We start from the raw sequence: 26896 nt of genomic DNA, 5'->3' as shown, positions 1-26896 counted from the left end.
ACTCACATTACATATCAACTAACAGAGTGTATATGCAACTTAATTATATTGTTGATACTATTAGCTTTGGTATTTGGTTTCACAATTTTACTTCGGTACAGTTTACTAACAACAAAGATAGAGCGATAAACAAGAGTTCTATACGCTATCGAATAGTGTAAGGGGCTAGGTTTACGGTCAATACTTACCACTTTAACTTCTATAAGGAGCAAGGCTTGTCTATCGATAGAATTGCATACACGGGACTTTGGAAGCGAACCCTTGAGCCAAAGGGTGATGATTACGAAACTAAGCGCGAAGAGCTGCGTTCTTCTTTCGTTAATTTTCGGGAAAAAGCACAACATTTGGTGTCTAACATTTCAGGTGTATTACCGGGCTTAACACAACATGACATCAGCCACTTGGACGCTCTGTGGGAGGTTGCTAACCTTATCTGTGGTGATGACTATCCCTTAAATCCACTTGAAGCATATGTTTTTGGCGGTGCAGTTTTATTACATGATTCAGCATTATGCTTTGAAGCGTACGAGAATGGTATTGAAGGCGTTCGCCTAACAACAATATGGAAAGATTCCTTGGCAAGTCTTCCTGAAGGTATGGACTATGATGAAGCGAAAAAGATAGCAGATTTTTCAGCTTTAAGGGCACTCCATGCAAGTCAAGCGGAAAAGCTTACAGAGATTAGTTGGGAAGACCCTAGTACTGGGCAAAGTATTTATTTAATAGAAAATAGTACGTTAAGAAAACATCTTGGAAAGCTTATTGGACAAATAGCCGCAAGTCATCACTGGTCAATTGAAGAAGTAGCTAGCAAACTTCCCCATCAAGTGAATGTGCTACCTGGTTTCCCTAGAGATTGGCGTATAGATCCAATCAAAGTTGCCTGTATGGTTCGTTGCGCAGACGCTGCACATATAGATAGCGAGAGAGCTCCCGACTTTTTGCACGCATTGATAAAAAGAAGAGGAATATCTTTTGACCATTGGCAAGCTCAAAATAAGTTAGCATCTGTTGATATAGACCAATCAGATACTTCTGGCTCTACCTTACTTTTCACCTCGACCCAAAGATTCTTAGAACATGAGTCAGAATCATGGTGGGTCGCTTTTGACACAGTCTGTATGATTGAAAAGGAACTTAGGTCTTCTAACGCTCTATTAGAGTCTAAGCAGATTAAAACTCCGCAATTCAAAACGAAGCGGGTTAAGGGTGTCGAATCTCCGGAACTAATGGCTAATTATATCCAAACGGAAGGTTGGAACCCATGTATGGCAGAAGTTCATGTTGGGAATATTGAACGTCTTGTAAATGCTTTAGGGGGGGAAAAACTGTATGGCAACAGTTGTGATAAATTTGAAGTCATCACAAGAGAACTGATACAAAATGCACGTGACTCGATCCATGCAAGAAGAACAATCGAAGAAGGATTCGTGGGACGAATATCTATACATCTCAAGAGGGACACTGATGGTTGTTGGCTTTACATAGAAGACGACGGTGTTGGTATGTCTAAAAGGGTGTTAACAGGCCCGCTACTTGACTTCGGTACAAGCTTTTGGACGTCATCATTAGTTCAATCTGAATTCCCGGGTTTACGTTCTTCCAAATTTAAATCTGTTGGTCAGTTTGGTATTGGTTTTTATTCTGTTTTCATGGCTGCAGACAAAGTAACTGTCTCTAGTAAGCCATGGAATGGAGGTACTTCAGATGTATGGCAAATAAACTTTAAGAACGGACTGTCTTTACGTCCTCTTTTGAAAAACGAGCTACCTAATGATTTTAGAGCAAGTGTTTCTACACAAGTAAAATTACATCTAAAAGCGTCCCCATTTTCCGACGGAGATTTGATAGAAGTTAAGCGTAATCTAGCAAAGACTAAAAACTTCAACGTTCATGTTAAGGATTATCTATCTGCCATTTGTACTGCTTTAGACGTTCCAGTCTACTTGAAGATTGATGAGCAAGAATACTCTGAAATACATCCTGATGTCAGAAAGGAGGAGAGTTATTTTGATTGGCTAAAGAGAATTTCATTTGCAGAAAGTCAGCCTTCAGAGGTTTTGAGCGCCGTTGAAACGCATTCGAAGAGGCTAAGGCCAATAATTGATGATGATATTTGGCATGGTCTAGCGACAATCTCCATTATGCCTGACAATCAGCAGAACTTCATGAGTATGAGAACGGTAGGAAATTTAGCGAGCAATGTACATTGCAGGAGTGGTGACGATTTCATTGGATACATAAATTATTTACCACAATCAGCGAAGAGAGAAGGGCAGGGTTACACAGCTTCGGAAGCTGCCATTCGTTCTTGGGTAGAAGGCCAAGTTGAAATATTAGAAAGTGCGGGACTGACTTCATGGGAGCGTTGCTTTTTAGCATATAGCCTGTGCAACTTCGATTATGACCCGATCAATGTGGCGCATGTGCTTGTTTCTAGAAATGGAGATCATCAAATATGTTCGTTTGATACTCTAGCAGAGATTTCTAAAGATGAAGAAATAGTATTTATAAAATCGGATTACTCAGACCATGTGGAGACTCACGTCAATATCACCTCAATTGACGGAAAAGTATTGATCAGACCTTTGCGAAATTCAAAGTTCCTTTCTCTTAGCCGTAAAGATGATGTACCCGAGAATGAATTTACATTGTTGGGATGCCTTTACCGAGCGATAAAAAATTTAGGTAGAACGCCTAAAATAACGATCGAAAAAGACATAGGTGAATCGTACTTCGGGACATGTGATGGTTTAATTGTTACGAGCGATGCATAAACGCTGGCAATACAAGTATATAAAGGCTCCGCTCGGAGCCTTTATATTACATTATGTTTTTCAGTGCTCTCGCATACTTTGGATCTGGTGAGCGATTTCGATATAATTTGAAGCACCCAACTCTAACAATACAACGCCTACCAAAACTTACTGAGCAGTAATCAGTGGGTCATGCCTCATTACGAAGTCTCTCCCAATCATCGCAAATGCACAGTTCTCTGTCCTTGTTCATGTGCATCAGCCTTTTACACTCCGGCTGAATAGTTTTTCGCATGTCCCAGACTTCAATCTCTCTCTCAATTTTCAAGCAAAGTTCAGTCACTTGTTATATGGTTGAACCGCATCTAAATTCACGAAATATAGTCTCCGGTAATTTCGTGATACTTCATGGAGTTGTCCCTCAAGCGAGGGGGATTTTATGAAAAAAGGGTATTCGACGTGAGCATAAGCACATAAAATGTGCACTGTACGCAGGCGTATGAACTGGAAACATTTGTCTTATAAAACATTATTAATGAATTGCCAATGTTCAACTTTTAGTAAAGCATCTTTGTCCATAAGTAAGCCAGTGATTCTTCTGCTCAACTCAGTCACTAGAACATCGACACAAACAAAAAGGGGCTACGTGAGCCCCTTTCTTCATTGGATGAAAAGCCGTTAACCTAAGCTTTCCGTTACTACTGGTTTGGTATTGCGTTTGGCGATCCAGTAAGCAACGCCGCCCCAAAGTACTGTAAGCACCCAAAGAGCAGTCCAGTGTTTTGCGACTTGTTGCCACGTTGCGCCCATTTGGTTGAGAGCTAAAAAGCCTTTGATTGCCCAAGTGCTCGGGCTCAAGTCTGCAAACCAAAGCAGCGGGGTAGGAATTGATTCAACCGGCCAAATAAACCCAGCTAGAAAGATCAACGGCATTGAGCTCACTAATACGACGAATGTCACGAGCTCGCGTCTTGGCAATAAATAGCCTAGCCATAAGCCTAAGCCACAGCAGCTAAGTAAGAAAGGCAGGAGCAAGGTGAGTAGCTCACCTGCGTTGGCAACATGGTTAACGTTCAAACGTTCGAAGCTATAGCCAAAGTAATATGCGCTCAGTAGGTAGTAAATCGCGACAAAAACTACGGTTCTTGCTAATAACAATGCACCGGTTGAAACCTGCGACCAATAACCGCGACCATGGCGTTGCGTACCCGTTTGTAAACCGACCGCCATCAACAATGTTTGCTGAAGGATCAACACAAACACCGCTGGCACAACGTACTCAATGTAGCCCATAGTCGGGTTAAAGGTTGGCTTCATGTTCAGCTTAATGGCAGAGTAATCATGGCTCGCCATACTCAGTGGCACGCCATCAATCACCATCTTACTGACTTTAACTTGAGCACCAAGCGTACCGCCTGCTGTTGCCAGGCCTTCTACCACGGTGCCGTAGACCAAGAAGTAGGAAGCATCAGCCGCATAAGCCAGAGTAGGACTGCTGCCAAGCATCAAGTCTTTATAGAAGTGTTCTGGAATCACCAAGAAACCCGTGATCTCTCGGTCTAAGAACGCTTGTTTCGCGTCAGCAATGGTGTGTAGGCGTGTCACAACTTTAACTTGTGGCGTCGCATCGACCATACGCTCAAGCTTCAAGCTGGTTTGGCTTCCATCGAGATTCACGATCGCTATCGGCTGTTCTCTTGGCGTTTGTTGCGCGTACGGAAGTGGGTATAAGAACGAGTAAAACACTACGCCACCAAAGACAGTCAGTACCACGACAGGATTGGTCATCACTGAGCGTAACTCGGTTTTAATCAATTGCCATAAGTTCATATTGCCCCCTGCTTACCATCAGCACCAGTTGCGCTATTGAGTAAGGCGGTATTATGATGTTTTGCCATCAAAGCCGCCGTCATCAATAACGGAATAACGTACCCAGCCATCGGCCATAGGGAGCCGATAGATTGCGCTGCACTAGCGCCGTAATTTGCTTGACCCACTTGGACTTCAATGTAATGAGTGATCGGTAGTAGACTTCGCCATGCTTGCGCCAATGTGTTCATGTCTGAAACTGGGAAGGTGATGCCCATGAATGCAAAGCTCGGTGCGGTAAATGCGCCAGCAAAGCTCATCGCGCGTGCTGGGTCCATGGATAGGAAGAAGAACAATGCCCCCATGATGATGCATGCAATGGTCGTTACGAATTGCGCGAATAACATTGCCAGATAACTCCCTTCCATCGGCCAATCTAGCACCACATAGAACCAAACTAAGAACAGTGCGCCTTGTGCCATAAATACAGGAATGTACTGGCTCAGAACTTTGCTTAGTCGAGTGAAAGGACGTTCGCCTAAGAACGCGAAGCTGTTATGGCCATTACCATATAAACGGAAATGCGCCGCGAGGATCAAAATGGTGCTGACCACGACACAGATTTGCCAGATAGCAGGCACAATCGCGGTTACCAAGAACTGAGCGTAGTTAGTGTTACGGTTAAACAGAGCAGTAATCTGGGTGGAAATCGGCACGGCTTGCCCAATGGCGGCTAACGTTGTGGTATTGCCTTTCGCTAGATTACCCATGGCTTCAAGCTGAGCATCAAAATACCCTTGAGATTGCGCGACCGCGGAGTTAATCAACTTAGCAACCAAAATGTATTGGCTGTTGAAAAAGACGGAGAGCTGCGGTTGTCGATGCAAAAGAATGTCTTGGTCAAATTGAGGGGGAATCACAGCATAAGCGTAGATATCACCCTCGATCATTGCGTTCTTCGCTTCTGTTGAACTGACGTAGTGGTAATCAACAGAAAGGGTGGATGAGGCGTCAAGAGATTGAATCATCTTGCGTGACAACTGTGAGTGCTGTAAATCGACCACGCCAATAGGAAGATCTCTGGCAATGCCTACAGAGAATACCCCCCAAATACTGATTGCCAATAAGATCGGCACCCAAGTAAGGCAAGACAACAACCACTTATCGCGCCTTAGGACCTGTCGTTGTGAGATTTGAATCGTCATAGTACTAAACCAACGCGATTACAGGTCAACCACGACGCTCATGCCCATTCGAAGCTCAGGCTCTGGCTGGGTAGGGCGAGCTTCGACTTCAAATGTACGAAGATCAAAACCTTTTGATGCATCTGTGGCGCGCCATGTCGCGAAGTCACCCATAACGGCAACGTGCGTTACTTTAAACTCAACGTCTTTATCAAGGGCAGGCAGATAAGCTTCGAACGTAGTACCTTTGGTAAAGTGTTTGAGCAAATCTTCACGTACGTTAAGGGTTGCCCATGAGTCTTGCGTATCGATAACCGTCACAACCGGGAAGCCTTGAGGAGACAGCTCACCACTTTGCAGTAGTACTTGAGAGACTTCACCATCAAACCAGCTGAAGATTTGTGTGTCTTTCGCGTAGGCTTCTACTTCGGCAACAGCACCAGCTGCCATACGAGCTTTTTCTGCTGCGGCGACTTTAGTTTCGCTACGCGCGCCTTCTTTTGCCATGTTGTACATTTGGAACGCTGCGCTCTCGGTGTACTTAGAAGCTTGCCACTGAGTCAGCGCCTCATCGCGTTTTTGTTCTGCGACAACGCCATCTTTGTAGAGGTTATTTACGCGCTGGTAAGTTTTTTCCATCAAATTAGCAGCCGCTTGTGCTTTCAACCACTGGTCTTTTGCTGCTTGAATTTGTTGCTCACGCGCGCCTTTTTCTGCTTCTAACGCCAACGCGCCAGCGGCTTTTTCACCGGCTTTTGCTTGTTCTAGCTTTGCTTCGATTTCAGGGCTGTGAAGGGTAAAGATTAACTGACCTTTTGTTACGTCGTCGCCTTTGCGTACCATAACTTCATCAATACGTCCTGGCACTTTAGAAGAGATGCTGTATTGCTGCGCTTCAATCAACCCTTGTAAACGTGCTGGTTCCGGTTGATACGCTTGGTAGAACTGATAACCAACCCAAGAAGCGACACCCAAAGCGCAAATTGATAGTAGAGCGGGTTTTAGAGATTTTGTTGCCATGACTTATTTTGCCTCTTTGGATGTTGATGCTGGAACGTAAGCAGTATGTTGGTATTGAGCGAAGCTGTTCATTTCGCTACTTAGTGCTAATAGTTTGGTCAAAGAAATTAGATAGCGGAAACGCGCTGCAGATTGCTGTGTTTCTACGCTGGCGACATACAGTTGCGCGTCGACCACATCCAAAGATGACGATAAGCCCTGAGTGAAGGCTTTTTCGCGTAAGCGTAGGTTCTCGTCTGCAAGGGCGATACTGGATTCTAAACCTTGGACCTCATCAATGGCTTGCTGCGCCTCTAGGTAGGTTTTCTGTACCAGAAGCGACAAATCTTGCTTGGCTTGTGACTTTAGTGCATCCACTTGCGTGACCATACTTTGCGCTGCTTTTACTTTTTCGCTGCGACCAGTGGATTCGATAAGCGGAATATTCACTCCGACACCAACTAACCAATCGGGCTTAATTTGACTGGCAAGTGAGTCGTCTTCATACAGGTTGTAATCACCGTACAAATAGACTTCTGGATAGTATTTGCCTTTCTCGGCTTTTATCAGGCTCGATGCTTGTTTGTGTTTCGCATTTAATAAATCCAAGCCAGGGTAGGTCAATAGAGTTTGATCGACAAAAGCATTCAATGGAGGAAGGTTGTCATTGATGAAGAGTGATTCTGATGGTTCTACCGAATCATTCTGCGCCAAGATTTTGCCAAGAGCAGCTTGGGCAATACTTAAATCGCTGGCCGCTTTACGAGTTTCTACTTTCGCTTTGTCTAGTGATGCTTCTGCTTGAAGGCGTTCAACTCGTGCAATCTGGCCTTGCTCTTCCATCTTAATTGCAAAATCACGGTGTTTGGTTAAGCCTTTTTCGACGGCTTGGCGAGTCGCCAGCACTTCTTTCGCTAATACAACCGAGAAGTAGTATTTAGAGAGATCTTCAAAACGCGCCTGTTGCTCCATCGCGAGCTGGCTTTTTGCTTCGTCTGTTTTACCTTCTGCTGCTGATTGAGCAGCATTAATGCGACCACCGGTAAAGATTGGCCAGATAGCACGAATCGAAGAGGAGAAGATGTCACGCTCAGTGATCGTTGAAGTAGTATTCGCAAGTGCACTAAAGATAGGTTGAAAGACTGGTGGCACACTGATTTGTTGCCCAGTACTGTCGAATAACTGCTGACCCGAGACCGTTACGTCAGTGTCTAAGCGCGTGTAATTCGCTCCGATGCTGACTTGTGGAAGATTAAGGTTGTCTGTCGCACTTTGTTGGTATTCGTAACTTTCAACGTTCGCACGCTGTGCTTTTAGTGAATAGTTGTTTTCTAACAACAATTTCCATGCGTCATCAAATGTGATGGGAGCCGATTGACAGGCAAGAGAAATTGAGCTGCTGAGAAGGCCCAAGATCCAGAACTTTCCGGTTTGTTTCATAGTGGCTGCTTTGCTTTAGAGTATTAGCTCTAATATAAAGTATTCATTCGAAAGTGTTAAGTGATTGGCGAAAAGAATTGTTGGAGAAATGTTGCGCTCAATTGAGTGTAGACCACTTGAGCGCAGCTGTGTTGTTTTTTACTTCATGGAAGGGCAGTGAAACTCTGCTCTCCACTCAAGTTGGCGAGAACCTCGCATTGTATTCAGCAGGTCTTTACCACTCATCTGTGGGAACGATAGCAGCACCTTAAGATCTGGGGAGCTGGCATCACTCTTTTCGTAAGCTCTGACGTGAGTAAACGTTGAATACATATTCTCTGACAGCATAGCCTTATTCAGGCAAATTCCAAATGTATCGCGTTCCATGTTTAGGTGTTCCTTCTAACTATAAAAGCGCCTCTGTTTATAGTTATTGCAGTGGCAGATGGTGTCTAAGTGATTGTCTTAACGTCAGTATTTGTATTTTTATCAATGTGTCTTCAAATTTTCTGACGCAAGTGTTGAGCGTTAAATAGACTTCCAGTTGGCTGCTTTCTTTTGCCGAAGCTCTCTCTGGCTTCTTGACTAAAAATTATACGATGGAAAGTCTCAAAACGCCTCAAAAACCGATAAATTTGATGTGATCGTGTTCAAGATTTAGATGGCAATTTATGTATGGTGTTGAATAAATAACAACATTATTTGGCTGGCGATTTGATTGCTTTTTTATATTTCGTTTCGCTTATCAATGATGGATCGCATACGTGACATAAGCATGAACCTGATGATTTTAAAGCGTCAAATGTTGTCACTGTTGCAGCGTTGTTAACTCGTACTCCCTTTTGCCTTTATCTCTACTTATTTCGACTTAACTCTTTGCGAGAAAGGCATTCTGATTTTTATTTATGCAATAAAATCATGTTAAAAATGCAAACGATTCATTTTACTCATGCGCATAAATCAATAATATTTTTGAGGTTATTAGAGGATCTGACTGGTTCTCATATCAAAAATGCTTGTGATGAGTAAATCCTTTTTGCAGGTGCGTTTCATATGAGAATTAATCTGTTAAAGGAAACTATTTATGGCTCAGTTAGTCGATGAAATCGTATTTCAGTCAGGGGTCAAACTCAGCAATCGTATCGTGATGGCACCGATGACGATTCAGTCCGCTTTTTTTGATGGCGGGGTGACTCAAGAGATGATCAATTACTACGCCGCTCGCTCAGGTGATGCTGGCGCAATTATTGTTGAAAGTGCTTTCGTTGAGAATTACGGTCGTGCTTTCCCTGGTGCTCTGGGGATTGATACTGATAGCAAAATAGCAGGTTTGAAAAAGCTCGCCACCGCGATTAAAGCGAAAGGTTCCAAAGCCATTCTTCAAATCTACCATGCCGGTCGTATGGCTAACCCTGAATACAACGGTGGTCATCATCCTATTTCGGCAAGTCCTGTCGCTGCACTTCGCGATAATGCGGAAACACCTTTAGAAATGACAAAAGAGCAAGTCGAAGCCATGATTGAAAGCTTCGGTAATGCTGTCAATCGTGCCATCCTCGCTGGTTTTGACGGTGTTGAAATTCACGGCGCAAATACTTACCTGATCCAACAATTCTTCTCACCACATTCAAATCGTCGACGCGACAAATGGGGTGGTAACATTGAGAAGCGCACCAGATTCCCTCTTGCGATTTTAGATAAAACGAAACAAGTCGCGTCATCTCATGATAAGTCGGATTTTATTATCGGTTACCGATTCTCGCCAGAAGAGATCGAGCAACCGGGCATTCGCTTTGAAGACACAATGTTCCTATTGGATAAGTTGGCGAGTTCAGGCTTAGATTACTTCCATTTCTCGATGGGCAGTTGGGCACGTAACTCAATTGTTACTCCAGAAGATCAAGAGTTACTTATCGACAAGTATCGTCAACTTCAATCTGATGCCGTAGCAAAAGTGCCTGTCATTGGTGTTGGTGGTATCGCTCAACGTGCAGATGCGGACAGTGCATTGACACAAGGTTATGACATGGTCAGTGTTGGTAAAGGCTATTTGGTCGAACCAACATGGGCAGGTAAGGTGCTGGATAATGAAACTTGCGCTGAGTTTGCTGATATTGCTCAGCAAGAAGCATTGCAGATCCCAACACCGCTTTGGGAAATCATGGATTACATGATTGTTGATAGTGCAGCCGAAGCGCTAAAACACCAACGTATTAAAGAGCTCCAAAACATTCCGATTAAATTCAATTCGGGCGAGTACACGGCATATGGGCGCGGTCACAATGGTGACTTACCAGTAACGGTTACCTTCTCTGAGGATAAAATATTAGAGATTTTTGTCGATTCATCTAAAGAGTCTGATGGTATTGCAAACCCTGCTTTTGAGCGTATTCCGCAGCAGATCCTTGACGGACAAACACTGAATATCGATGTTATTTCAGGTGCGACAGTCAGCAGCCAAGCGGTTCTTGATGGCGTGTCAAATGCGGTTGATTTGGCTGGTGGCAACTCAGAAGCATTGCGTTGTAAAGCGAAGGAAGCGGTTGAATGGTCATCAAAAACCATCGAAGAAACCGTTGATATTGTGGTTGTTGGCGGCGGTGGTGCTGGTTTGAGTGCAACGCTGACAGCGCTTGATAAGGGCAAGTCAGTTATTTTGCTTGAGAAGTTCCCTGCGATTGGTGGTAACACTGTTCGAACGGGTGGTTGGGTTAATGCTGCAGAACCTGAATGGCAAAATGACTTTGCTGCGCTTCCGGGTGAGAAAGAGACGCTAATGTTGCTGGCGAAAACGCCAGAGTCAGAATTTGTGGATGAGTACCTTGCTGATTTCAAAGTGCTGAAATCACAACTCGATAACTACTTCACTGACCTAGAAAGTGGCAAACAGTACTTGTTTGATTCGGTAGAGCTACATCGCATCCAAACTTACCTTGGTGGTAAACGCACTGATTTAAATGGTGAGTCTATCCATGGTCAGTATGACTTGGTTGAAACGCTGACTTCTCGTTCTATGGAATCCATCGATTGGTTGAGTGAAAAGGGCATCGACTTTGACCGCAGTGTCGTGGAAATTCCAGTCGGGGCGTTGTGGCGTCGAGCACACAAACCAAAGCGTCCAAAGGGCGTTGAGTTTGTCGATAAACTGTCAAAACGTATTCAAGACCAAAACGGGCGCATTATTACTGATACGCGAGCTACCGATCTGATTGTAGAGGATGGCAAAGTCGTTGGTATCAAAGCGGTTCAAGCGAACGGCACTAAGTTTGTACTGCGCGCAAATCATGGTGTTGTTCTGGCCTCTGGTGGTTTTGGTGCAAACACTCAAATGATCAAAAAGTACAACTCATACTGGAAAGAAATCGCGGACGATATCAAAACCACCAACTCACCAGCGCTTGTCGGTGATGGTATTGAAATCGGTGAAAAGGCCGGTGCAGAACTTGTAGGCATGGGATTTGTGCAGTTAATGCCGATCGGTGACCCTAAGTCGGGTGCTTTGCTTACGGGGCTGATTGTTCCGCCAGAGAACTTTGTGTTTGTTAACCAACAAGGTAAGCGCTTTGTTGACGAGTGCGGAAGTCGCGACGTGCTTTCGGATGCCTTTTTCGACAATGGTGGCCTTATCTACATGATTGCCGACGAAAACATTCGTCAAACCGCGGCGAACACATCGGATGAAACCATTGAGCGAGAAATTAAAGAAGGCATTATTGTTCAAGCCGATACGCTAGAAGAGCTGGCTGAGAAGATTAATGTGCCAGTTGCTGAATTGACCAATACGATTGCACAGTACAATGCCTGTGTAGAGCAGGGGCATGATCCTGAGTTTCATAAGAGTGCGTTTGGTTTGAAAGTGGCGCAAGCCCCGTTTTATGCCACACCTCGCCAACCATCGGTTCACCATACGATGGGCGGCTTGAAAATCGATACTAAAGCGCGCGTTATCGGTAAAGATGGCAACATCATCGAAGGCTTGTACGCTGCGGGAGAAGTAACGGGTGGCATCCATGCGGGTAACCGTCTGGGCGGGAATGCCTTGATCGACATTTTCACCTACGGCCGTATCGCAGGTGAAAGTGCATCTGACCTTGTTTAATCGTCATTAAGTTAAGAAGTACCAGTTAAGAGGGGAGCGATGCTTCCCTCTTTTTCACATTGGACATTCAGGATCTTCAGATGAGCATAAAGAAATACAGCGCACGATTTCCGATGATGGGCACATTCATCGATCTTGTCGTTTACCACGCCAATGGTGAACACCTAATAAAAGAAGCTTATTTTCAGCTAGAGCAATTCGCTCAACGTTTTACGGTGAATCAACCAGATTCGGAACTGATGCGCGTTAATCAAAACGCAGGTATTGCTCCCGTTTGTGTTCAACCGGACCTTTTTGCCCTAATTAAACTGGCAAAAATGGTCAGTGAAGACCGAAGTCATCCTTTCAATATTGCGATTGGTCCTCTTGTGAAAGCGTGGCGAATTGGATTTAAAGATGCCAAGGTTCCGAGCCGTGAAGAGATTGAAACAAAGCTCAAATTGGTTGACCCTAGCCAAGTCATCCTTGATGAGCACCAATGCTCTGTTTATTTAAACCACGTCGGTATGGAGATAGATTTGGGTGCCATTGCTAAAGGATATTTCGCCGATCAGGTTAAACGAGAGTTAGTCTCTGCTGGCGTAGAAAATGGTTTTATTAGTTTGGGGGGGAACGTATTAACGATTGGTCAATCACCAACTAATACGAATCAAGCATGGAATGTTGGCATTCAGAATCCGTTAGGGGAACGTGGTGATGTGATTCGCGTTGTTCCACTTAAAGGGATGTCGATGGTCACTTCCGGGATCAACGAGCGCTTTTTTCAGAACAATGGGCAACGTTACCATCATTTGTTGGACGCAAAAACGGGAATGCCGATTGAGACTGATATCGCTGGGCTTACGATTCTATCGGAGCATTCGGTCGATGGTGAAATATGGAGCACAGCAGGGTTTTTACCATCAATGCAAGAATCTATGTCTTATTTGAATCAGCAAGCTGGCATTGAAGCAGTGGCGGTTTCAAAGCTAGGTGAGGTTGTTGTTACCGAGGGATTAATCGATCGAAATGGCGGGATTTACCTACGCTGAGGTTTATCGAAGCGAGACAGGAAACAGAGGCAGAAAGTATACATTCTCCCCCTTGTTATCTCATGATTTTATTGAAGTCAGGTGATTAGTCATCGGCTCCACACTTCACGCATTCTTCATAAGTGCGTTCTTCTTCACTGATCACCACATAGCCACTGACACACTTGTCACACAGCGCGAGTTTTGGGTAAGCCAGTTTTTGCTTTTTGGCGCTCGTGTCGCCTTCAACAATGTAATATTTTCTCATGTTATTTTTTCATTTTAGAGCGAACCGTGTACTTTAACATGCCGCTAGTTAAGGGGAGCAAACGCAAAATAAAGCCGCTGATTCTGCTTTATAAGAACTTAACTCGTTCATCAAGGCATTCATCCGATCCCATTTCGAACTCGCGACATATCCAAGGCCGATTTTCATAAATAGTGCACATTAAACTGTCTCTATCTAACGCTGCGCACCAACCATCATCCAGTCGCATCATTGTCTCACCGCCATATTGATCACGTTCGATAAATTCTTCTGGAACGCCAGTATCTGAGATAATCATAACTTCAAGACGACAGCAGCATGCTTGGCAGTTTGAGCAAGAAACATTGGAGGATAACGGGTTTTTAGTGGGTATGTTCATGGATAGCTACAACTAGATCAATTGTGCATGATACCGTAAATGCTAGTTCAAATGACCTTTATTTTTTAGCTGGGGGCGCCTAGCTGAACCCTTTGGGCAGCATTTGTTGGTCATTTCTACTACGTTATCGATTTCTCATGTAGGCAAGCTACTCCGCAAAGTCTCTGTCTTGTATAAATACCCAACAATTCGCTGCAAAAAACAGCTCAAAGGTCAACAGACCCTAACTTTGTCAGCCAGAAAGTAACTTAAGTAGGAGAGTGGACGATCATATTCTCTTCCCTAGCGCCTAAAAACTGAGCACCAGCCAGCGAGATTATTTCCCTCGTTCACATATTTGTCATTTAGCGGGTACAGCTTTGTTAACTCAGTGTTAACGTAGGAGCGTCGTCACAGTGATGTGGTAGTTCGAGAGTCGATAAAGGATATATCAATGAGTTGGAGAACGATCAGCTTTCGCAAGCGCATGCTCATTATTATGACGCTGTCGGGTTTGATCGAACTTCTTATTCTTGTTGCCGCGGGCTTTACTTACCTTAAGTTCGATCAAGAACAAGAGATGGGTGAGAAAGCACTCGGTGTCGCGCGTTTCTTATCAACTTCTCATATTGTCCTTGAGATGATCGAATCAGAAAATTCTGACCCATATCAACAGCGCTTTCGTGAAATGACCGATGCGTTGGGTGCTGCATTTATTGTTATCGGCGATAAAAATGGTGTGCGTCTGATTCACCCCGTCGACGAACGTATCGGTAAACCAATGAAAGGCGGTGATAACCAAAGAGCGTTGGTGGAAGGGAAGTCCTATATTTCTACGGCTCAAGGTTCATTAGGTTATTCCGTTCGTGGTAAAGCGGCGATTTTTGACCAGCAAGGCAACATTATTGGGGTGGTTTCTGTCGGTTATCTCTTGGAGCGCCTACAAGATCGAATCGAGCCGTTTCTTGCTTTTCTAATTGTAATGGCATTGGTTGTGGTTGCAGCCAATGCCGTGGTCTCTAACTATGCGTCACGTAAATTCCAACGAGCGATCATGGGCTTTGAGCCGGAAGAGATTGGTCGCTTATACGGTGAATTGGATGTGACTATGAGCACCATTAAAGAAGGGGTGCTCAGTGTTGATGCGCAAGGTGTATTACGCTCAATCAACCGTAGCGCATGCCAAATTCTAGGTATTAACCGAGAGGCTGCGCTCAACAAACCGTTGACCGATACGCTCCGAGATAGCGATTTGTATACGGTGTTAGAAACAGGACAAGAAGATCACGACATCGAGATCTTCCTCAATCACAAACGCTTGATCGCGAACCGTTCACCGATCTTTGTAGATGGCAAAATCGTCGGTGCAGTATCGAGCTTCCGTTTGCGTGATGAAATCAACGAACTCACCGAGCAACTTTCGCAAACCAAAGAGTATGCGGATTTGCTTCGCTCACAAACGCATGAACACAGAAACAAACTCAACACCATTAGCGGCTTGGTTCAAATGGGTGAACTAGATGCGGTGCAGCAGCTTATTGGACAAGAGACGGCGCATTACCAAGCGATGATTGAGTTCTTACGGGACACCATTAAAGATCCTCTTATCACTGGCATGCTTTTAGGCAAGACAGAACGTGCACGGGAGCTTGGTTTGCAACTGGTGGTCGAAGAAGGCAGTCGCCTAGAACCGCTACCTGAATGGCTCAATGCCGAAGATTTGGTGACCATTCTTGGCAACCTAGTCGATAACGCATTTGACGCAACTTTGTCTGCTATTCGTGTTGAATCTGCGTTTGCATTAGAGCGTCGCAGTATTGATGTTTCGATCAGTGATTACGGAAACGAAGTGATTTTAGAGGTGGTCGGCCAAGGTTGTGGGCTACCGGAAAACATTGAGCCACAAGAGCTCTTGAAAAAGGGCATTTCAACCAAGTCGCGTCAGAATCGAGGGGTAGGATTACACCTTGTGAATCAACTGGCGACGCGTTATCACGGTTATGTTGAGATGCTACCAAATACAGAACATGGAACGAGAATTACCGTGTATTTGCCTAAGGAAGAACAAGTATGAATACGGCAACGCGAGTCATGATCATCGAGGATGATATTGCCATTGCAGAGCTTCACCATAAATATCTTAGCCAACTCTCCGGCTTGGAAGTAGTGGGCATTGCAACGACACGGATGGAAGCAGAAATGCAGCTAGAGATCCTTAAACCAGATTTGTTACTGATGGATGTTTATTTGCCAGACGGAACGGGTTTGGAGATTCTCAATACGCTGCGCTCAAACAATCAAACTTGTGACGTGATTTTAATTACCGCGGCGAGAGATGTAGATACGCTTCAACAAGCGATGCGTGGCGGGGTCGTTGATTATCTACTCAAACCTGTCATGTTCCCTAGATTAGAAGCGGCATTGCAAAAGTACATTTCTCAACGTCAACAACTGAACGTTGCAGAAAGCTTGGATCAGAACCTAGTCGATAAGATGCTTCAATCGAGTACGAGCGCAGATAGCACGCCACAACGATTACCAAAAGGGATTGATGGCGTAACTTTAGACAAGATTCGTGCTTTGTTTGTTGGAGAAGGCATGTTTACGGCGGACGAAGCAGGCGAACAGATCGGCGCCAGTCGCACGACGGCCAGACGTTATTTGGAATACTTGATTAGCTCAGGTGAGCTAGAAGCGGATTTGAACTACGGAACCGTAGGGCGACCAGAACGCAGTTATAAAAAAGTGATTCGATAGCTCGTACTGTTTACACGCAAGAACGGCGGCACGATTTCCCGCCGCTTTCATTTTCCTAAGAATTTGCCACTCCAGATCGGAGAGGTTTCTGATAGAACACTCGAGTGTTGTTCCGTCAAAATCAAACGCAACAAAAAACGCGCGACATGACAAATGTAGCCTATTGCACATTACTTATGTAATGGATTGCAAATCTGAACAATTATTCCTCAATTTAGAGTTTTTGCTTAATTTTTACCCAGTCAGAATGAGTTGGCTTTATTCCATTGTATTCAATTGCTTATGTCGTATTGTGTAAATTATTTAAACGTTTGCACTACCAAGTGTTGATGTAAATCAAATAGTCGTAGACAATACGCCCCCGTGTCGGAAATCTCCTCCGTAGAGTGCAAGGTTGTACTCGAGAGACATAAGTGTCCTAAAAGACCGCCAGTTGTTGAATTTCAAACTATGGTTAAGGAGTTCAACCGTTGAGGTGGGTTTTAGGGCTATAGGCTTTACCTATCAACGTAATAGGTAAGACCAATTTTCTATTTTGGGGTGCCATTGATAGGGTTGGCTCAATCCTTTTAGCCGTATCCGGGCACACAATAAGTACCTCGTTTTTAAGGGAAAGATGATGGTAATACCAGAAAACAGCAGCATCGTTATTTTTGGTGCTTCAGGTGACCTTACATACCGTAAGTTAATTCCTGCTCTATACCACCTTTATGCGAACAAGCAGCTTCCAGAGAATTTTGCCATTCTAGGTGTAAGTCGTACAGAATACAGTGACGAGTCTTACCGCGAGAAGTTGAAAAAATCGCTTCAGGAAATGGAAAAGACAGAGCCAGAAACGCTTGATGCATTTATCAACCACCTGCATTACCAAGCAATCAATACTTCTGACACACAAGATTACAGCAAGTTGGCGGTTCGACTAGACCAACTCGCAGACGAATATCAATTCGAACAACGTAATACGCTTTTCTACCTTGCTACACCACCAAGCCTTTACAGCGTGATCCCTGCAAGCCTTGCAGCGCACGGTCTGAATAACGAGGATGATGGTTGGAAACGTCTGATCATTGAGAAACCTTTTGGTTACGATCTTGAATCAGCGCGCATCTTGGATAAAGAAATCCACGAGCACTTCCAAGAGCATCAAATCTACCGTATCGACCACTACCTAGGTAAAGAAACGGTTCAAAACCTTCTTGTACTTCGTTTCTCTAACGCTATGTTTGAGCCGTTGTGGAACCGTAACTTCATTGATTACGTTGAAATCACAGGCGCAGAATTCTTAGGCGTAGAAGAGCGTGGCGGTTACTACGATGGTTCTGGTGCAGTACGCGACATGTTCCAAAACCACTTGCTACAAGTGTTAGCAATGGTTGGTATGGAGCCACCTGCACAAATCAATGCTGACGCGATGCGTGATGAAGTCGTAAAAGTGCTGCAGTGTCTTAAACCACTGGATGAAGACGCACTTCGCAACGATCTTGTATTAGGTCAGTACACGGCGTCTGAAGTTCGTGGTCAACAACTTCCTGGTTACCGTGAAGAGAACGGCGTAGCAGACGATTCTCGTACTGAGACTTACATCGGCCTGAAAGCTTACATCAACAACTGGCGTTGGAATGGCGTGCCTTTCTACGTACGTACAGGTAAGCGTCTACCGACTCGCGTGACAGAGGTGGTTATCCACTTTAAACAGACACCACACCCAGTGTTTGGTCAAAACGCACCAGAGAACAAGCTGATTATTCGTATTCAGCCAGACGAAGGCATTCAAATGAGCTTTGGTCTGAAAGAGCCGGGCGCAGGCTTTAAAGCGAAGGAAGTGAAAATGAACTTCCATTACGCTGATCTGCAAGAAACCCAAATGCTAACTGCTTATGAGCGTCTACTACTTGATGCCCTAAACGGTGATGCAACGCTATTTGCTCGTAGCGATGCGGTTGAAGCGTGTTGGAAATACGTACAACCAATTCTAGATTTCAAGCAAGACCCACAAGCGCTATTCGGATACGCATGTGGTACATGGGGACCAAAAGAGGCGGACGACTTGCTACAGCGAGCTAACCGCGCATGGCGCTTCCCTTGTAAAAACCTAACAGATACGGACTACTGCGAACTATGATCAACCATAAGATCTACCAAACAGCAGAGCAGGTAGTAGAAAGCCTTGCTAACGACATGAAAGCGTTTAGCGAAATGGGCCGACCTGTTCACATCTCTCTTTCTGGCGGCAGCACACCTAAAATGCTGTTTAAGCTATTGGCAACAGAAGCTTACGCGACGTCAATTCAGTGGCAAAACCTACACTTCTGGTGGGGTGATGAGCGTTGCGTTGCTCCTGATGATGCAGAAAGCAACTACGGTGAAGCAAATACGCTACTATTTAGCCAAGTAAGCATTCCTGCTGAGAACATCCACCGCATTCGTGGTGAAGACGAGCCAGAAGTTGAAGCACAGCGCTTTGCGAAAGAGATGGCAGAAGTGATTCCAACTGAAAATGGCACTCCTGTGTTTGATTGGATCTTACTTGGTGTTGGCGCAGACGGTCATACCGCATCGCTGTTCCCAGGTCAGACAAATTACGATGATGAGAACTTATCAGTATTGGCTTCTCATCCTGAGTCTGGTCAGATTCGTGTATCGAAAACGGCACGCGTACTAGAAGCAGCGAAGCGCATCAGTTACTTGGTACTTGGCGCTGGTAAAGCAGACATTATCGAAGAGATTAATAGCTCACCAGCACGCGTACTTCCATATCCGGCAGCGAAGATCCAAGCGAAAGCGGGTCTGACGGAATGGTATTTAGATTTAGACGCAGCGGCAAAAATCGCTTAATGCGGCCGCTGGTCGAATAAAAGACAATTGGAGAGAAACAATGAAAGGTGATATCGGTGTAATCGGCCTTGCTGTAATGGGTCAAAACCTTATCCTAAACATGAACGACCACGGCTTTAAAGTTGTGGCTCACAACCGTACTGCTGCTAAAGTAGACGAGTTTCTGGAAGGTCCAGCGAAAGGCACAAACATCATCGGTGCATACTCTCTAGAAGAACTAGTAGAGAAGCTAGAAACACCACGTAAAGTGATGCTTATGGTTCGTGCAGGTGACGTTGTTGACACGTTCATTGACAACCTAATTCCGCTTCTAGACGAAGGCGACATCATCATCGACGGTGGTAACACTAACTACCCAGATACAAACCGTCGCGTTGCACATTGCCGTGAGAAAGGCATTCACTTCATCGGTACTGGTGTATCTGGTGGTGAAGAAGGTGCACGTTTTGGTCCTTCAATCATGCCTGGCGGCGCGGCTGAAGCTTGGGAAGCGGTTAAGCCAATCTTCCAAGGTATTTCTGCAAAAACTGACGCTGGCGAGCCATGTTGTGACTGGGTTGGTAACGACGGTGCTGGTCACTTCGTTAAGATGGTACACAACGGTATCGAATACGGTGACATGCAGCTTATCACTGAAGCTTACCAGTTCATGAAAGACGGTCTTGGTATGTCTGCAGACGAGATGCAAGCAGTATTCGCTGATTGGAACAAGACTGAGCTAGACAGCTACCTTGTTGAAATCACTGCTGACATCCTTGGCTACAAAGATGAAGACGGCGAGCCTCTGGTTGAGAAGATCCTAGACACAGCAGGCCAAAAAGGTACTGGTAAATGGACTGGTATCAACGCACTAGACCTAGGCATTCCACTAACGCTTATCTCTGAGTCTGTATTCTCTCGTTGTCTATCTGCACTGAAAGACCAACGTGTTGAAGCTGAGTCTCTATTCGGTAAGACAATCACTCCAGTAGAAGGCGACAAGCAAGAGTGGGTTGATGCACTGCGTCAAGCGCTACTAGCTTCTAAGATCATCTCTTACGCTCAAGGCTTCATGCTAATGCGCGAAGCGTCTAACGAGAACGGTTGGGACCTAAACTACGGTAACGTAGCTCTAATGTGGCGTGGCGGTTGTATCATCCGTTCTGCGTTCCTAGGCAACATCCGTGATGCGTACGAAGCGAACCCAGACATCGCGTTCCTAGGTTCTGATGAGTACTTCAAAAACATCCTACAAGGCAGCCTAGCAGCATGGCGTAAAGTAGCAGCGAAATCTCTAGAGTCTGGTATCCCAATGCCATGTACGATTTCAGCGCTATCTTTCCTAGACGGTTACACAACAGCTCGTCTACCAGCGAACCTGCTTCAAGCTCAACGTGACTACTTCGGTGCTCACACTTACGAGCGTATTGACCGTCCACGTGGTGAATTCTTCCACACTAACTGGACTGGTACAGGCGGCGACACAGCGTCTACAACATACGACGTTTAATCTGCAGTCAGTAAACGGATAAAAGCAAAAAGGATGCCCAAGTGGCATCCTTTTTTATTGTATAGAGAAAACCCCCAGCTAGGCTGGGGGTTCCGTAAAGCTTACAGCTATAAGTCAGTTATATAACCCCTTTCAATTTGATAAAAACGTCTTGTGGTCTGGCAACTGCAAGAGTTAATTAAGAATTGAAAGGGGGTCCCAATGGGGGACGAAAAGAGCTTAGCGCATACGCGATGGAACTGTAAATATCATGTGGTTTTTGGACCTAAGTACCGAAGGCAGGTGTTCTATGGTGAGAAACGAAGGGCAGTAGGCGAGATACTTAGAAAACTATGTGAATGGAAGAACGTGAATATTATTGAAGCGGAATGCTGCGCAGATCATATTCATATGCTTTTGGAGATACCACCTAAGATGAGTGTTTCATCCTTTATGGGGTATTTGAAAGGAAAAAGTAGCCTGATGCTCTATGAGCGATTTGGAGATTTGAAGTTTAAGTACAGGAATCGAGAATTTTGGTGTCGAGGGTATTATGTCGATACGGTAGGAAAAAACACCGGCAAGATACAAAGTTACATAAAACACCAACTAGAGTAGGATAAAATGGGAGAGCAATTGTCGATCCCGTATTCAGGTAGCCCGTTTACGGGCCGCAGGAAATAGTCATATGCAAATGTCAGATCACTACGCGCCTGCTAGGGCGCTGCTAGTAGGAGAGCCTTATAGGCGCATATGAAAAACCACCGGCTATGCCGGTGGATAACTTTATTACCTGCAATTCGTGAGAGAGATACTACTAAAACTAACAGTTTCACAATGATTTGAAGTCAAACGCAGTTCTCACAAATGCAGAAGAACCTTTCAGCACTCTCCTTAAAATACTTCTCAACATCAGGTTTGGGAATAAGAGTATGGCAAGCGATAGATTTCAGTGTTTGAGCAAGAGAAATAAGGTACAGCGAGATAGCTGTCTGAAAAAAATAAGAGAAAATGAAATAGATATTTATGTTCTAGAAAGTAGAGCATTTGTTGATTTATGGGTTTTCGAAAAGAAATTTAAGGGTCTAACAGAGCAACAGATAAGAGATCTAGCAACAGCGATGGGAATAGCCGAGTTTATCAGCTCACGAGGTAGTTTGATGCACGACATTGCTGCATTCTATGTACTTGCAGAAGATCTACATAAAGGTGGTGCTATTAACGGTAAGTATGAAATTACAAAGAAAGGGGCGAAAAGTTACATCACTTTTAAAGGAAATCACAGGCTTAGAAGCATAGTTAAAGGCACGCGTTATCTTTCAAATAATGCCAACATTTTGGCTTTAGGTATTGGGCAAGCTGGTTTGAGAGCGAGTGCTAAAGGCGGAGTATTTCTGACGGTTATATACTCAGTTCCCTATCGAACCTTGGAACTAGCCTTTAAAAAAGATTTTTTGTTCAGTAATTGGATTGTTAGCGTTAGTTCTGATGTTTTAAAAGCTTCAATTTCTGCTACAGTGGGGTACATAGCTGGAACTGCTATTATGAGTGTTACAGGAGTTGTGCTAATACCGATAGGAATTGGTATTGCTGTAGCTTTCGTTGCTGGAGAGCTACTTAACTCTTTGGAAGGAAAATTTGAGTTGAAAGAGAAGGCAATCTTAGCTCTTGACGCGTACTTCGAAAAGAATGCCAAACTATCAGTTGATGGTATAAATGAAGATATTGTAAGTCGGAAATCGATAAGCCAGTTCCAACGCTCTACCACCAAGGCGATTTTCTTATGATAGAACAGAAGCACCCAGTGCATATGGCTTTGGTTTTGGGGATGTTTATTTTATTGGGCGTGTTCTCATTTTATCGTTTATATGAGTATGTAACGTTGGAATCTCTTCAACATCAAATAGGCAGCAACTTTTCAGTCATATATTTAAGCACATCTCATATGGTTAATGTCAGTGGTTTGATCCTAATGCCTACTTTAACGTTATTCATGGCCTCTCGTGTTATTTTTAAATCTTCGGCTATGTCCGTTAAATGGATAGGTTGCGCAACCGCAATTGCTTTACTCGTTGCTATTCCTGGAAGGTTAATTGAGTTTGGGCGATTACAAAACATCGCAGAGATTAACGGCTATTCGGCATGTCCACCCTTTACGCTTGCTTCAAGCGGGATGTTTGTAGAGGCCATGGTGAAAGAACAAAGATATTGCATAGAACCAGAAATCAATCGCCTCGGAATGTATGGTTACTATCATGAGTTGGAGAGAATCGATAAGTTCATCAAAGAGAATATGAGCACCAATTCGGATGGATGATATGAAGTAACTCAAAGAGCGCCTAAGCGCTCTTTTCTTTTACATTGCCTTTTGGGTGATGGCCGAATCTTTCATTCAAGTAGAGAAGTGCACTGACGAAGAGAGCCACAACGGAAACCGTAAAGAGGGCATACATACTTAATACCCAAGCGAATGTGGCTGTCAGAAAGGCAATGAAGGAAAACATTCTGCTGAATGACATTACATGACCTAATTTTTTACTTTTCATAACGCCTCCCAGAGCTTAGTGGGTAGAGCCAGAGTGCTTTCACTCCGCATTTGTATTGTCTCTTTTTTGCTCAGAAGATACCCAAAAAGTAGGCTAAATATTTCTCAAAAAAGATTAAATATTGACCTGGTAGACAGTTTTTAATCGCCAATTGTTGTGAGTTTCATTGCATAGCGTTTTGGACAGCATTTTTGATTCTGTTGAGCGTCAAAAATGATTTTTATCTTTGACTAAAGTAAATGCATCCCAACTGAAAACGCAGGAAACTCTTATGTTAAAGACTCAACTTAAACGTGTCGCATTGATTACTAGCCTATTGGTTTCATCATCAGTGATGGCAAGCACCGGCGCTTACAACACTGACATTCCATCAAGCATCATGACACCTGATAAGGTTGAAACCAGCATTGGTACTCTGAATTTCAAGGATGGCGTGCCAAGCCAACAAACCATGGATACGCTATACAACAATCTCGATACCATGCGTGCGACAGAAGTGTTTATGAACGCGATTCCTATGGCCTCTATGGAAGCGTTGAGAGTCGGGCATGAGAAGATGGGGCTAACCAGTTCAAATCAGGTGATGCTGTTTGATGATCTGATGGATTCAAACCCGCTATTTTTGACGGGTAACACGGATACGGTTTACGCATCGGCGTTTCTTGATTTAGAACGTGATGGTCCAACGGTTGTGGAAATCCCGCCGGGCATGGGGCCAACCACAGTCAATGATGCCTTCTTCCGTTTTGTGACCGATATGGGCGTTGTAGGCCCAGATAAAGGTCAGGGTGGTAAATACCTTATCTTGCCACCAAACTATGACGGTCCAGTCCCTGAGGGTTACCATGTCTCGCAGTCAACAAGTTATACCAACTGGTTTATTGCGCGTGGCTTCCTGAAAGACGGTAAAACCGATGCAGCGGTTAACTCATACCACACAGGTTTGAAGATTTACCCACTGGCGAAGAAAGGCGAACAACCGAAGATGGAATTCATCTCAGGTAGTGGTAAGTCTTTCAACACTATCCATGCGAACGACGACCATTTCTATGATGAAATCAAAACGGTGATCGACAAAGAACCGATTGAATTCATCGACCCAGAAATGCGTGGTTTGATTGCGACTATCGGTATTCAGAAGGGCAAACCATTTGCACCAGATGCTCGCATGCAAAAGATCCTTGAAGATGGTGCTGCGATTGGTAATGCGACGGCACGTGCACTGATGTTCAACCCACGCACCGAGAATGCATATATTTGGAACGATCGTAACTGGAAGACCGCATTCATTGGCAATGATTATCAGTGGTTAATTGAAGAAGGTAACGGTGGACGAAACCTAGATGCACGTACCTATTTCTTCTACATGGCAACGGTTAACACGCCTGCAATGGCATTGAAGATGGTTGGTAAAGGATCGAAATACGCGATTGTCGATAAGTCTGCACAAGGCGAGTACTTTGATGGCGGCAAGAATTACAAACTGACGATTCCTGCCAATGTGCCAGCGAAGAACTTCTGGTCTGTGGTGGCTTACGATACGCAAACACGTTCGGAGCTACAAACGAGCCAACCGTTCCCAAGCAAGAACGACAAACGTGATGAGATGATTGAGAACTCAGATGGCTCGATAGATTTGTACTTTGGCCCGCAAGCACCAAAAGGCAAAGAAGCAAACTGGATTCAAACCGTACCCAATAAAGGTTGGTTCACCATCTTGCGTGTATATGGTCCACTAGAACCTTGGTACGACGGTACTTGGAAGCCAAGTGATATCACTGAGGTTAAATAAGATAAGAGCTTAAGTCCTAGAAGCTGAAGAAGTAAGCCGACCTGTTTATTGGTCGGCTTTCTTGTATTCGTTAACGATGTGGCAATTGAATTTAGTGGCTTAGCTAAGCGCTCGTTTAATAAAGGCTTCTACTTGCGCAATGATTGGATGTTGGTAGAAGGCACGATGGTACTGAATGCCAACGTCAAACATCATGGGTTTACCTTCTAACTTCAAAGGTAATCGACGAATGCCTGCGGGCAACTCTTGGTCTTCGATGTACATACCGACAAATACATATGAGCTGACTTTGACGCAATCTAGCGCAGCACTCATGGAGGAGACCGTCAGTTTTTGTTCTAGATTCACGCCGGTCAACTTACGCATTCGCTCGTAATAAGCGCTTACATCGAGCGATCCCATTGAGACGCGCACAGTATCTAGGTTCTCCATATCGCTTAGCTCAATTTCTTGTTGTTGACTGAGTGGGTGTTGATCATTGACGTAAGCGAAAATCGGCACTGAGCTGACTTTGCGTTCGACCATCCTTTCATTGAGTTCATTCGGAAAACCACCAATACCAATCGCGACAGCACCACGTTTGGGGTTTTCTATGCTTTCAATCGACCAATCAATAAAGGCGATCTTAGGCTTTTGCTCTTCTGTTGTGAGGGCGGTGACCAAAGGAATCGTCAACATGGCAGAAAGAGGATTGATAATGCTGAAAAGGTATTCGTTCGCATGCTGATTCGCATTGTAGCTTTGTGCCAGTTGCGGTATCTGCTCAAGTTGTTCTAACGGCTCGCTTATGGCTTCACATAGCTGCTGGCACAGGAGAGTGGGGGTGTAGAATCCTTTCTCTGCATTGAACAGTTCGTTATCAAATCGCTGGCGACATTCGGCGAGTTGTCGAGTAAAAGTCGCTTTGCTGATGTCGAGGGTGTGACACACTTTCGCCTGCGTTTTTTGCTGGCTGAGCAGATAAAGAAAGCGATACAAATTTAAATCAATGGTATTTTTCACGAAGTAAGCGCCTCAAAACATTGAGCTTTAAGTATCAACGCCTCTCATCCTCTGTTCCAATAAAATCTGAATCATTTTTTTCTTTTGTGACATAGAGTTAGCTCATAAGGGTATGGTGTATCAATACTGATATCGAAACTAAGATTACGTAAAAGATGAAAAACAGTGTTAGGTAAGCCCTTGATCTCCTCCTATAATTAGCTTGCATATGGAGGATGTTTAGTAGACAAACATCCTCTATTTTTTGAAACCTACAACAAGGAACCGGCATAAGTCGTTTTTGCTGGTGTTGTTTATATTTACCAAGAAGGTGATTTAACACTATTAATTGAGGTTCTTACGATGACTCTTAACAAGTACTTTGTTTTCATTCCGGCAGATATGGATCAGGAAACGCACAAGGAACAGAAAGTGAATTCTGAAACGGAAACTCAACGTCAGGCATTAGTAAAACAGGCGCAGCAAGAAGGCGGACTGTAAGGCTAGGTTTCAAAATAAGAAGAGCACCCCAAGAGGTGTAATGCCAGTCAGTTAAGCTGACTGGCATTTTTCTTTTTCCAGATTGGATACTTTGCTGATTTGTAACGGAGAACT

21 protein-coding genes and 2 pseudogenes are annotated in these 26896 nt (G+C 44.4%); 13 read left to right on the top strand and 10 right to left on the bottom strand.

Features of this window, described 5'->3' with window-relative positions:
• The first annotated feature begins 215 nt into the window (after positions 1-215).
• A complete protein-coding gene (locus tag OQJ86_RS22120; RefSeq protein WP_265990915.1) occupies positions 216-2777 on the top strand; it encodes an ATP-binding protein in 2562 nt (853 codons plus the stop codon).
• Between the two features lie 46 nt (positions 2778-2823).
• Here the strand turns inward: OQJ86_RS22120 and OQJ86_RS22115 are convergent.
• The 6 genes and pseudogenes from OQJ86_RS22115 to OQJ86_RS22090 all read right to left on the bottom strand — a co-directional run bounded on the left by OQJ86_RS22115 (position 2824) and on the right by OQJ86_RS22090 (position 8554).
• Positions 2824-3166: pseudogene (locus OQJ86_RS22115) on the bottom strand (regulator).
• A 268-nt stretch (positions 3167-3434) separates the two neighbouring features.
• Positions 3435-4586, bottom strand: a complete 1152-nt coding sequence (locus OQJ86_RS22110) for an ABC transporter permease (protein ID WP_038867503.1) — start codon at positions 4584-4586, stop codon at positions 3435-3437.
• Entirely contained in the window at positions 4583-5770 is a 1188-nt protein-coding gene (locus tag OQJ86_RS22105; RefSeq protein ID WP_265990912.1) for an ABC transporter permease, read from the bottom strand. Before OQJ86_RS22105 ends, OQJ86_RS22110 begins: the two co-directional genes overlap by 4 nt.
• Before the next feature lie 18 nt (positions 5771-5788).
• A complete protein-coding gene (locus OQJ86_RS22100; protein ID WP_265990910.1) occupies positions 5789-6769 on the bottom strand; it encodes an HlyD family secretion protein in 981 nt (326 codons plus the stop codon).
• A gap of 3 nt (positions 6770-6772) precedes the next feature.
• Positions 6773-8188, bottom strand: coding sequence for a TolC family protein (locus OQJ86_RS22095; RefSeq protein WP_038867508.1), 1416 nt, complete (start codon positions 8186-8188; stop codon positions 6773-6775).
• 138 nt (positions 8189-8326) lie between these two features.
• Positions 8327-8554 carry a hypothetical protein gene (locus tag OQJ86_RS22090; protein ID WP_038867509.1) on the bottom strand — a complete coding sequence of 76 codons (228 nt, stop codon included), beginning with the start codon at positions 8552-8554 and terminating at the stop codon, positions 8327-8329.
• Between the two features lie 697 nt (positions 8555-9251).
• Here OQJ86_RS22090 and OQJ86_RS22085 point away from each other — a divergent pair.
• Both OQJ86_RS22085 and OQJ86_RS22080 read left to right on the top strand, forming a co-directional pair.
• Complete coding sequence (locus OQJ86_RS22085) at positions 9252-12266, top strand: NADH-dependent flavin oxidoreductase (RefSeq protein WP_265990907.1); 3015 nt, start codon at positions 9252-9254, stop codon at positions 12264-12266.
• Positions 12267-12346: 80 nt separating this feature from the next.
• Positions 12347-13297: an FAD:protein FMN transferase gene (locus OQJ86_RS22080; RefSeq protein ID WP_265990905.1), complete on the top strand. Its 951-nt coding sequence runs from the start codon at positions 12347-12349 to the stop codon at positions 13295-13297.
• Positions 13298-13382: 85 nt separating this feature from the next.
• Here the strand turns inward: OQJ86_RS22080 and OQJ86_RS22075 are convergent, their stop codons facing one another.
• Entirely contained in the window at positions 13383-13544 is a 162-nt protein-coding gene (locus OQJ86_RS22075) for a hypothetical protein (RefSeq protein WP_038867515.1), read from the bottom strand.
• 88 nt (positions 13545-13632) lie between these two features.
• Positions 13633-13923: a YkgJ family cysteine cluster protein gene (locus tag OQJ86_RS22070; protein WP_039974426.1), complete on the bottom strand. Its 291-nt coding sequence runs from the start codon at positions 13921-13923 to the stop codon at positions 13633-13635.
• Positions 13924-14356: 433 nt separating this feature from the next.
• Between OQJ86_RS22070 and OQJ86_RS22065 the strand changes: the two genes are divergently transcribed.
• From OQJ86_RS22065 to OQJ86_RS22030, 8 genes and pseudogenes are all read left to right on the top strand, one after another.
• Positions 14357-15976 carry an ATP-binding protein gene (locus OQJ86_RS22065; protein WP_265990902.1) on the top strand — a complete coding sequence of 540 codons (1620 nt, stop codon included), beginning with the start codon at positions 14357-14359 and terminating at the stop codon, positions 15974-15976.
• Positions 15973-16659: a response regulator gene (locus OQJ86_RS22060; RefSeq protein WP_104029281.1), complete on the top strand. Its 687-nt coding sequence runs from the start codon at positions 15973-15975 to the stop codon at positions 16657-16659. The genes OQJ86_RS22065 and OQJ86_RS22060 overlap by 4 nt, the downstream gene beginning before the upstream one ends.
• 619 nt (positions 16660-17278) lie before the next feature.
• The gene (zwf, locus tag OQJ86_RS22055) at positions 17279-18781 is read left to right on the top strand and encodes a glucose-6-phosphate dehydrogenase (RefSeq protein WP_265990898.1); all 1503 of its coding nucleotides are present in this window, start codon (positions 17279-17281) and stop codon (positions 18779-18781) included.
• The gene (pgl, locus tag OQJ86_RS22050) at positions 18778-19494 is read left to right on the top strand and encodes a 6-phosphogluconolactonase (RefSeq protein ID WP_020197501.1); all 717 of its coding nucleotides are present in this window, start codon (positions 18778-18780) and stop codon (positions 19492-19494) included. Before zwf ends, pgl begins: the two co-directional genes overlap by 4 nt.
• Before the next feature lie 40 nt (positions 19495-19534).
• A complete protein-coding gene (gnd, locus tag OQJ86_RS22045) occupies positions 19535-20983 on the top strand; it encodes a decarboxylating NADP(+)-dependent phosphogluconate dehydrogenase (protein WP_005442184.1) in 1449 nt (482 codons plus the stop codon).
• Positions 20984-21184: 201 nt separating this feature from the next.
• Positions 21185-21646 (top strand): annotated as a pseudogene (tnpA, locus tag OQJ86_RS22040) (IS200/IS605 family transposase).
• Positions 21647-21894: 248 nt separating this feature from the next.
• Positions 21895-22749, top strand: a complete 855-nt coding sequence (locus OQJ86_RS22035; RefSeq protein ID WP_265990894.1) for a hypothetical protein — start codon at positions 21895-21897, stop codon at positions 22747-22749.
• Positions 22746-23279, top strand: coding sequence for a hypothetical protein (locus tag OQJ86_RS22030; protein WP_041060017.1), 534 nt, complete (start codon positions 22746-22748; stop codon positions 23277-23279). Before OQJ86_RS22035 ends, OQJ86_RS22030 begins: the two co-directional genes overlap by 4 nt.
• Before the next feature lie 22 nt (positions 23280-23301).
• Here OQJ86_RS22030 and OQJ86_RS22025 read toward each other — a convergent pair whose 3' ends face one another.
• Entirely contained in the window at positions 23302-23508 is a 207-nt protein-coding gene (locus OQJ86_RS22025) for a hypothetical protein (protein ID WP_265990889.1), read from the bottom strand.
• A 271-nt stretch (positions 23509-23779) separates the two neighbouring features.
• Between OQJ86_RS22025 and OQJ86_RS22020 the strand changes: the two genes are divergently transcribed.
• Entirely contained in the window at positions 23780-25300 is a 1521-nt protein-coding gene (locus OQJ86_RS22020; RefSeq protein ID WP_265990888.1) for a DUF1254 domain-containing protein, read from the top strand.
• A gap of 99 nt (positions 25301-25399) precedes the next feature.
• Here the strand turns inward: OQJ86_RS22020 and OQJ86_RS22015 are convergent, their stop codons facing one another.
• Positions 25400-26302 (bottom strand): LysR family transcriptional regulator, encoded by a 903-nt coding sequence (locus OQJ86_RS22015; RefSeq protein ID WP_265990886.1) that lies wholly within the window; start codon positions 26300-26302, stop codon positions 25400-25402.
• A gap of 342 nt (positions 26303-26644) precedes the next feature.
• Here OQJ86_RS22015 and OQJ86_RS22010 point away from each other — a divergent pair, with 342 nt between their 5' ends.
• Positions 26645-26782, top strand: coding sequence for a hypothetical protein (locus OQJ86_RS22010; protein ID WP_009704374.1), 138 nt, complete (start codon positions 26645-26647; stop codon positions 26780-26782).
• Positions 26783-26896 lie beyond the last annotated feature (114 nt).

The organism is Vibrio sp. Sgm 5, assembly GCF_026241575.1.
Classification (GTDB): domain Bacteria; phylum Pseudomonadota; class Gammaproteobacteria; order Enterobacterales; family Vibrionaceae; genus Vibrio; species Vibrio jasicida.
The sequence above is the reverse complement of the archived record's forward strand: the minus strand, read 5'-3'. Positions and strand labels throughout refer to the sequence as shown.

What these genes read in the sequence shown, in the direction of transcription:
- OQJ86_RS22110 (WP_038867503.1), bottom strand. Translation starts at nt 4,586, where the DNA reads ATGAACTTATGGCAATTGATTAAAACCGAGTTACGCTCAGTGATGACC.
- OQJ86_RS22105 (WP_265990912.1), bottom strand. Translation starts at nt 5,770, where the DNA reads ATGACGATTCAAATCTCACAACGACAGGTCCTAAGGCGCGATAAGTGG.
- OQJ86_RS22100 (WP_265990910.1), bottom strand. Translation starts at nt 6,769, where the DNA reads ATGGCAACAAAATCTCTAAAACCCGCTCTACTATCAATTTGCGCTTTG.
- OQJ86_RS22095 (WP_038867508.1), bottom strand. Translation starts at nt 8,188, where the DNA reads ATGAAACAAACCGGAAAGTTCTGGATCTTGGGCCTTCTCAGCAGCTCA.
- OQJ86_RS22090 (WP_038867509.1), bottom strand. Translation starts at nt 8,554, where the DNA reads ATGGAACGCGATACATTTGGAATTTGCCTGAATAAGGCTATGCTGTCA.
- OQJ86_RS22085 (WP_265990907.1), top strand. Translation starts at nt 9,252, where the DNA reads ATGGCTCAGTTAGTCGATGAAATCGTATTTCAGTCAGGGGTCAAACTC.
- OQJ86_RS22080 (WP_265990905.1), top strand. Translation starts at nt 12,347, where the DNA reads ATGAGCATAAAGAAATACAGCGCACGATTTCCGATGATGGGCACATTC.
- OQJ86_RS22075 (WP_038867515.1), bottom strand. Translation starts at nt 13,544, where the DNA reads ATGAGAAAATATTACATTGTTGAAGGCGACACGAGCGCCAAAAAGCAA.
- OQJ86_RS22070 (WP_039974426.1), bottom strand. Translation starts at nt 13,923, where the DNA reads ATGAACATACCCACTAAAAACCCGTTATCCTCCAATGTTTCTTGCTCA.
- OQJ86_RS22065 (WP_265990902.1), top strand. Translation starts at nt 14,357, where the DNA reads ATGAGTTGGAGAACGATCAGCTTTCGCAAGCGCATGCTCATTATTATG.
- OQJ86_RS22060 (WP_104029281.1), top strand. Translation starts at nt 15,973, where the DNA reads ATGAATACGGCAACGCGAGTCATGATCATCGAGGATGATATTGCCATT.
- zwf (WP_265990898.1), top strand. Translation starts at nt 17,279, where the DNA reads ATGGTAATACCAGAAAACAGCAGCATCGTTATTTTTGGTGCTTCAGGT.
- pgl (WP_020197501.1), top strand. Translation starts at nt 18,778, where the DNA reads ATGATCAACCATAAGATCTACCAAACAGCAGAGCAGGTAGTAGAAAGC.
- gnd (WP_005442184.1), top strand. Translation starts at nt 19,535, where the DNA reads ATGAAAGGTGATATCGGTGTAATCGGCCTTGCTGTAATGGGTCAAAAC.
- OQJ86_RS22035 (WP_265990894.1), top strand. Translation starts at nt 21,895, where the DNA reads ATGGCAAGCGATAGATTTCAGTGTTTGAGCAAGAGAAATAAGGTACAG.
- OQJ86_RS22030 (WP_041060017.1), top strand. Translation starts at nt 22,746, where the DNA reads ATGATAGAACAGAAGCACCCAGTGCATATGGCTTTGGTTTTGGGGATG.
- OQJ86_RS22025 (WP_265990889.1), bottom strand. Translation starts at nt 23,508, where the DNA reads ATGAAAAGTAAAAAATTAGGTCATGTAATGTCATTCAGCAGAATGTTT.
- OQJ86_RS22020 (WP_265990888.1), top strand. Translation starts at nt 23,780, where the DNA reads ATGTTAAAGACTCAACTTAAACGTGTCGCATTGATTACTAGCCTATTG.
- OQJ86_RS22010 (WP_009704374.1), top strand. Translation starts at nt 26,645, where the DNA reads ATGACTCTTAACAAGTACTTTGTTTTCATTCCGGCAGATATGGATCAG.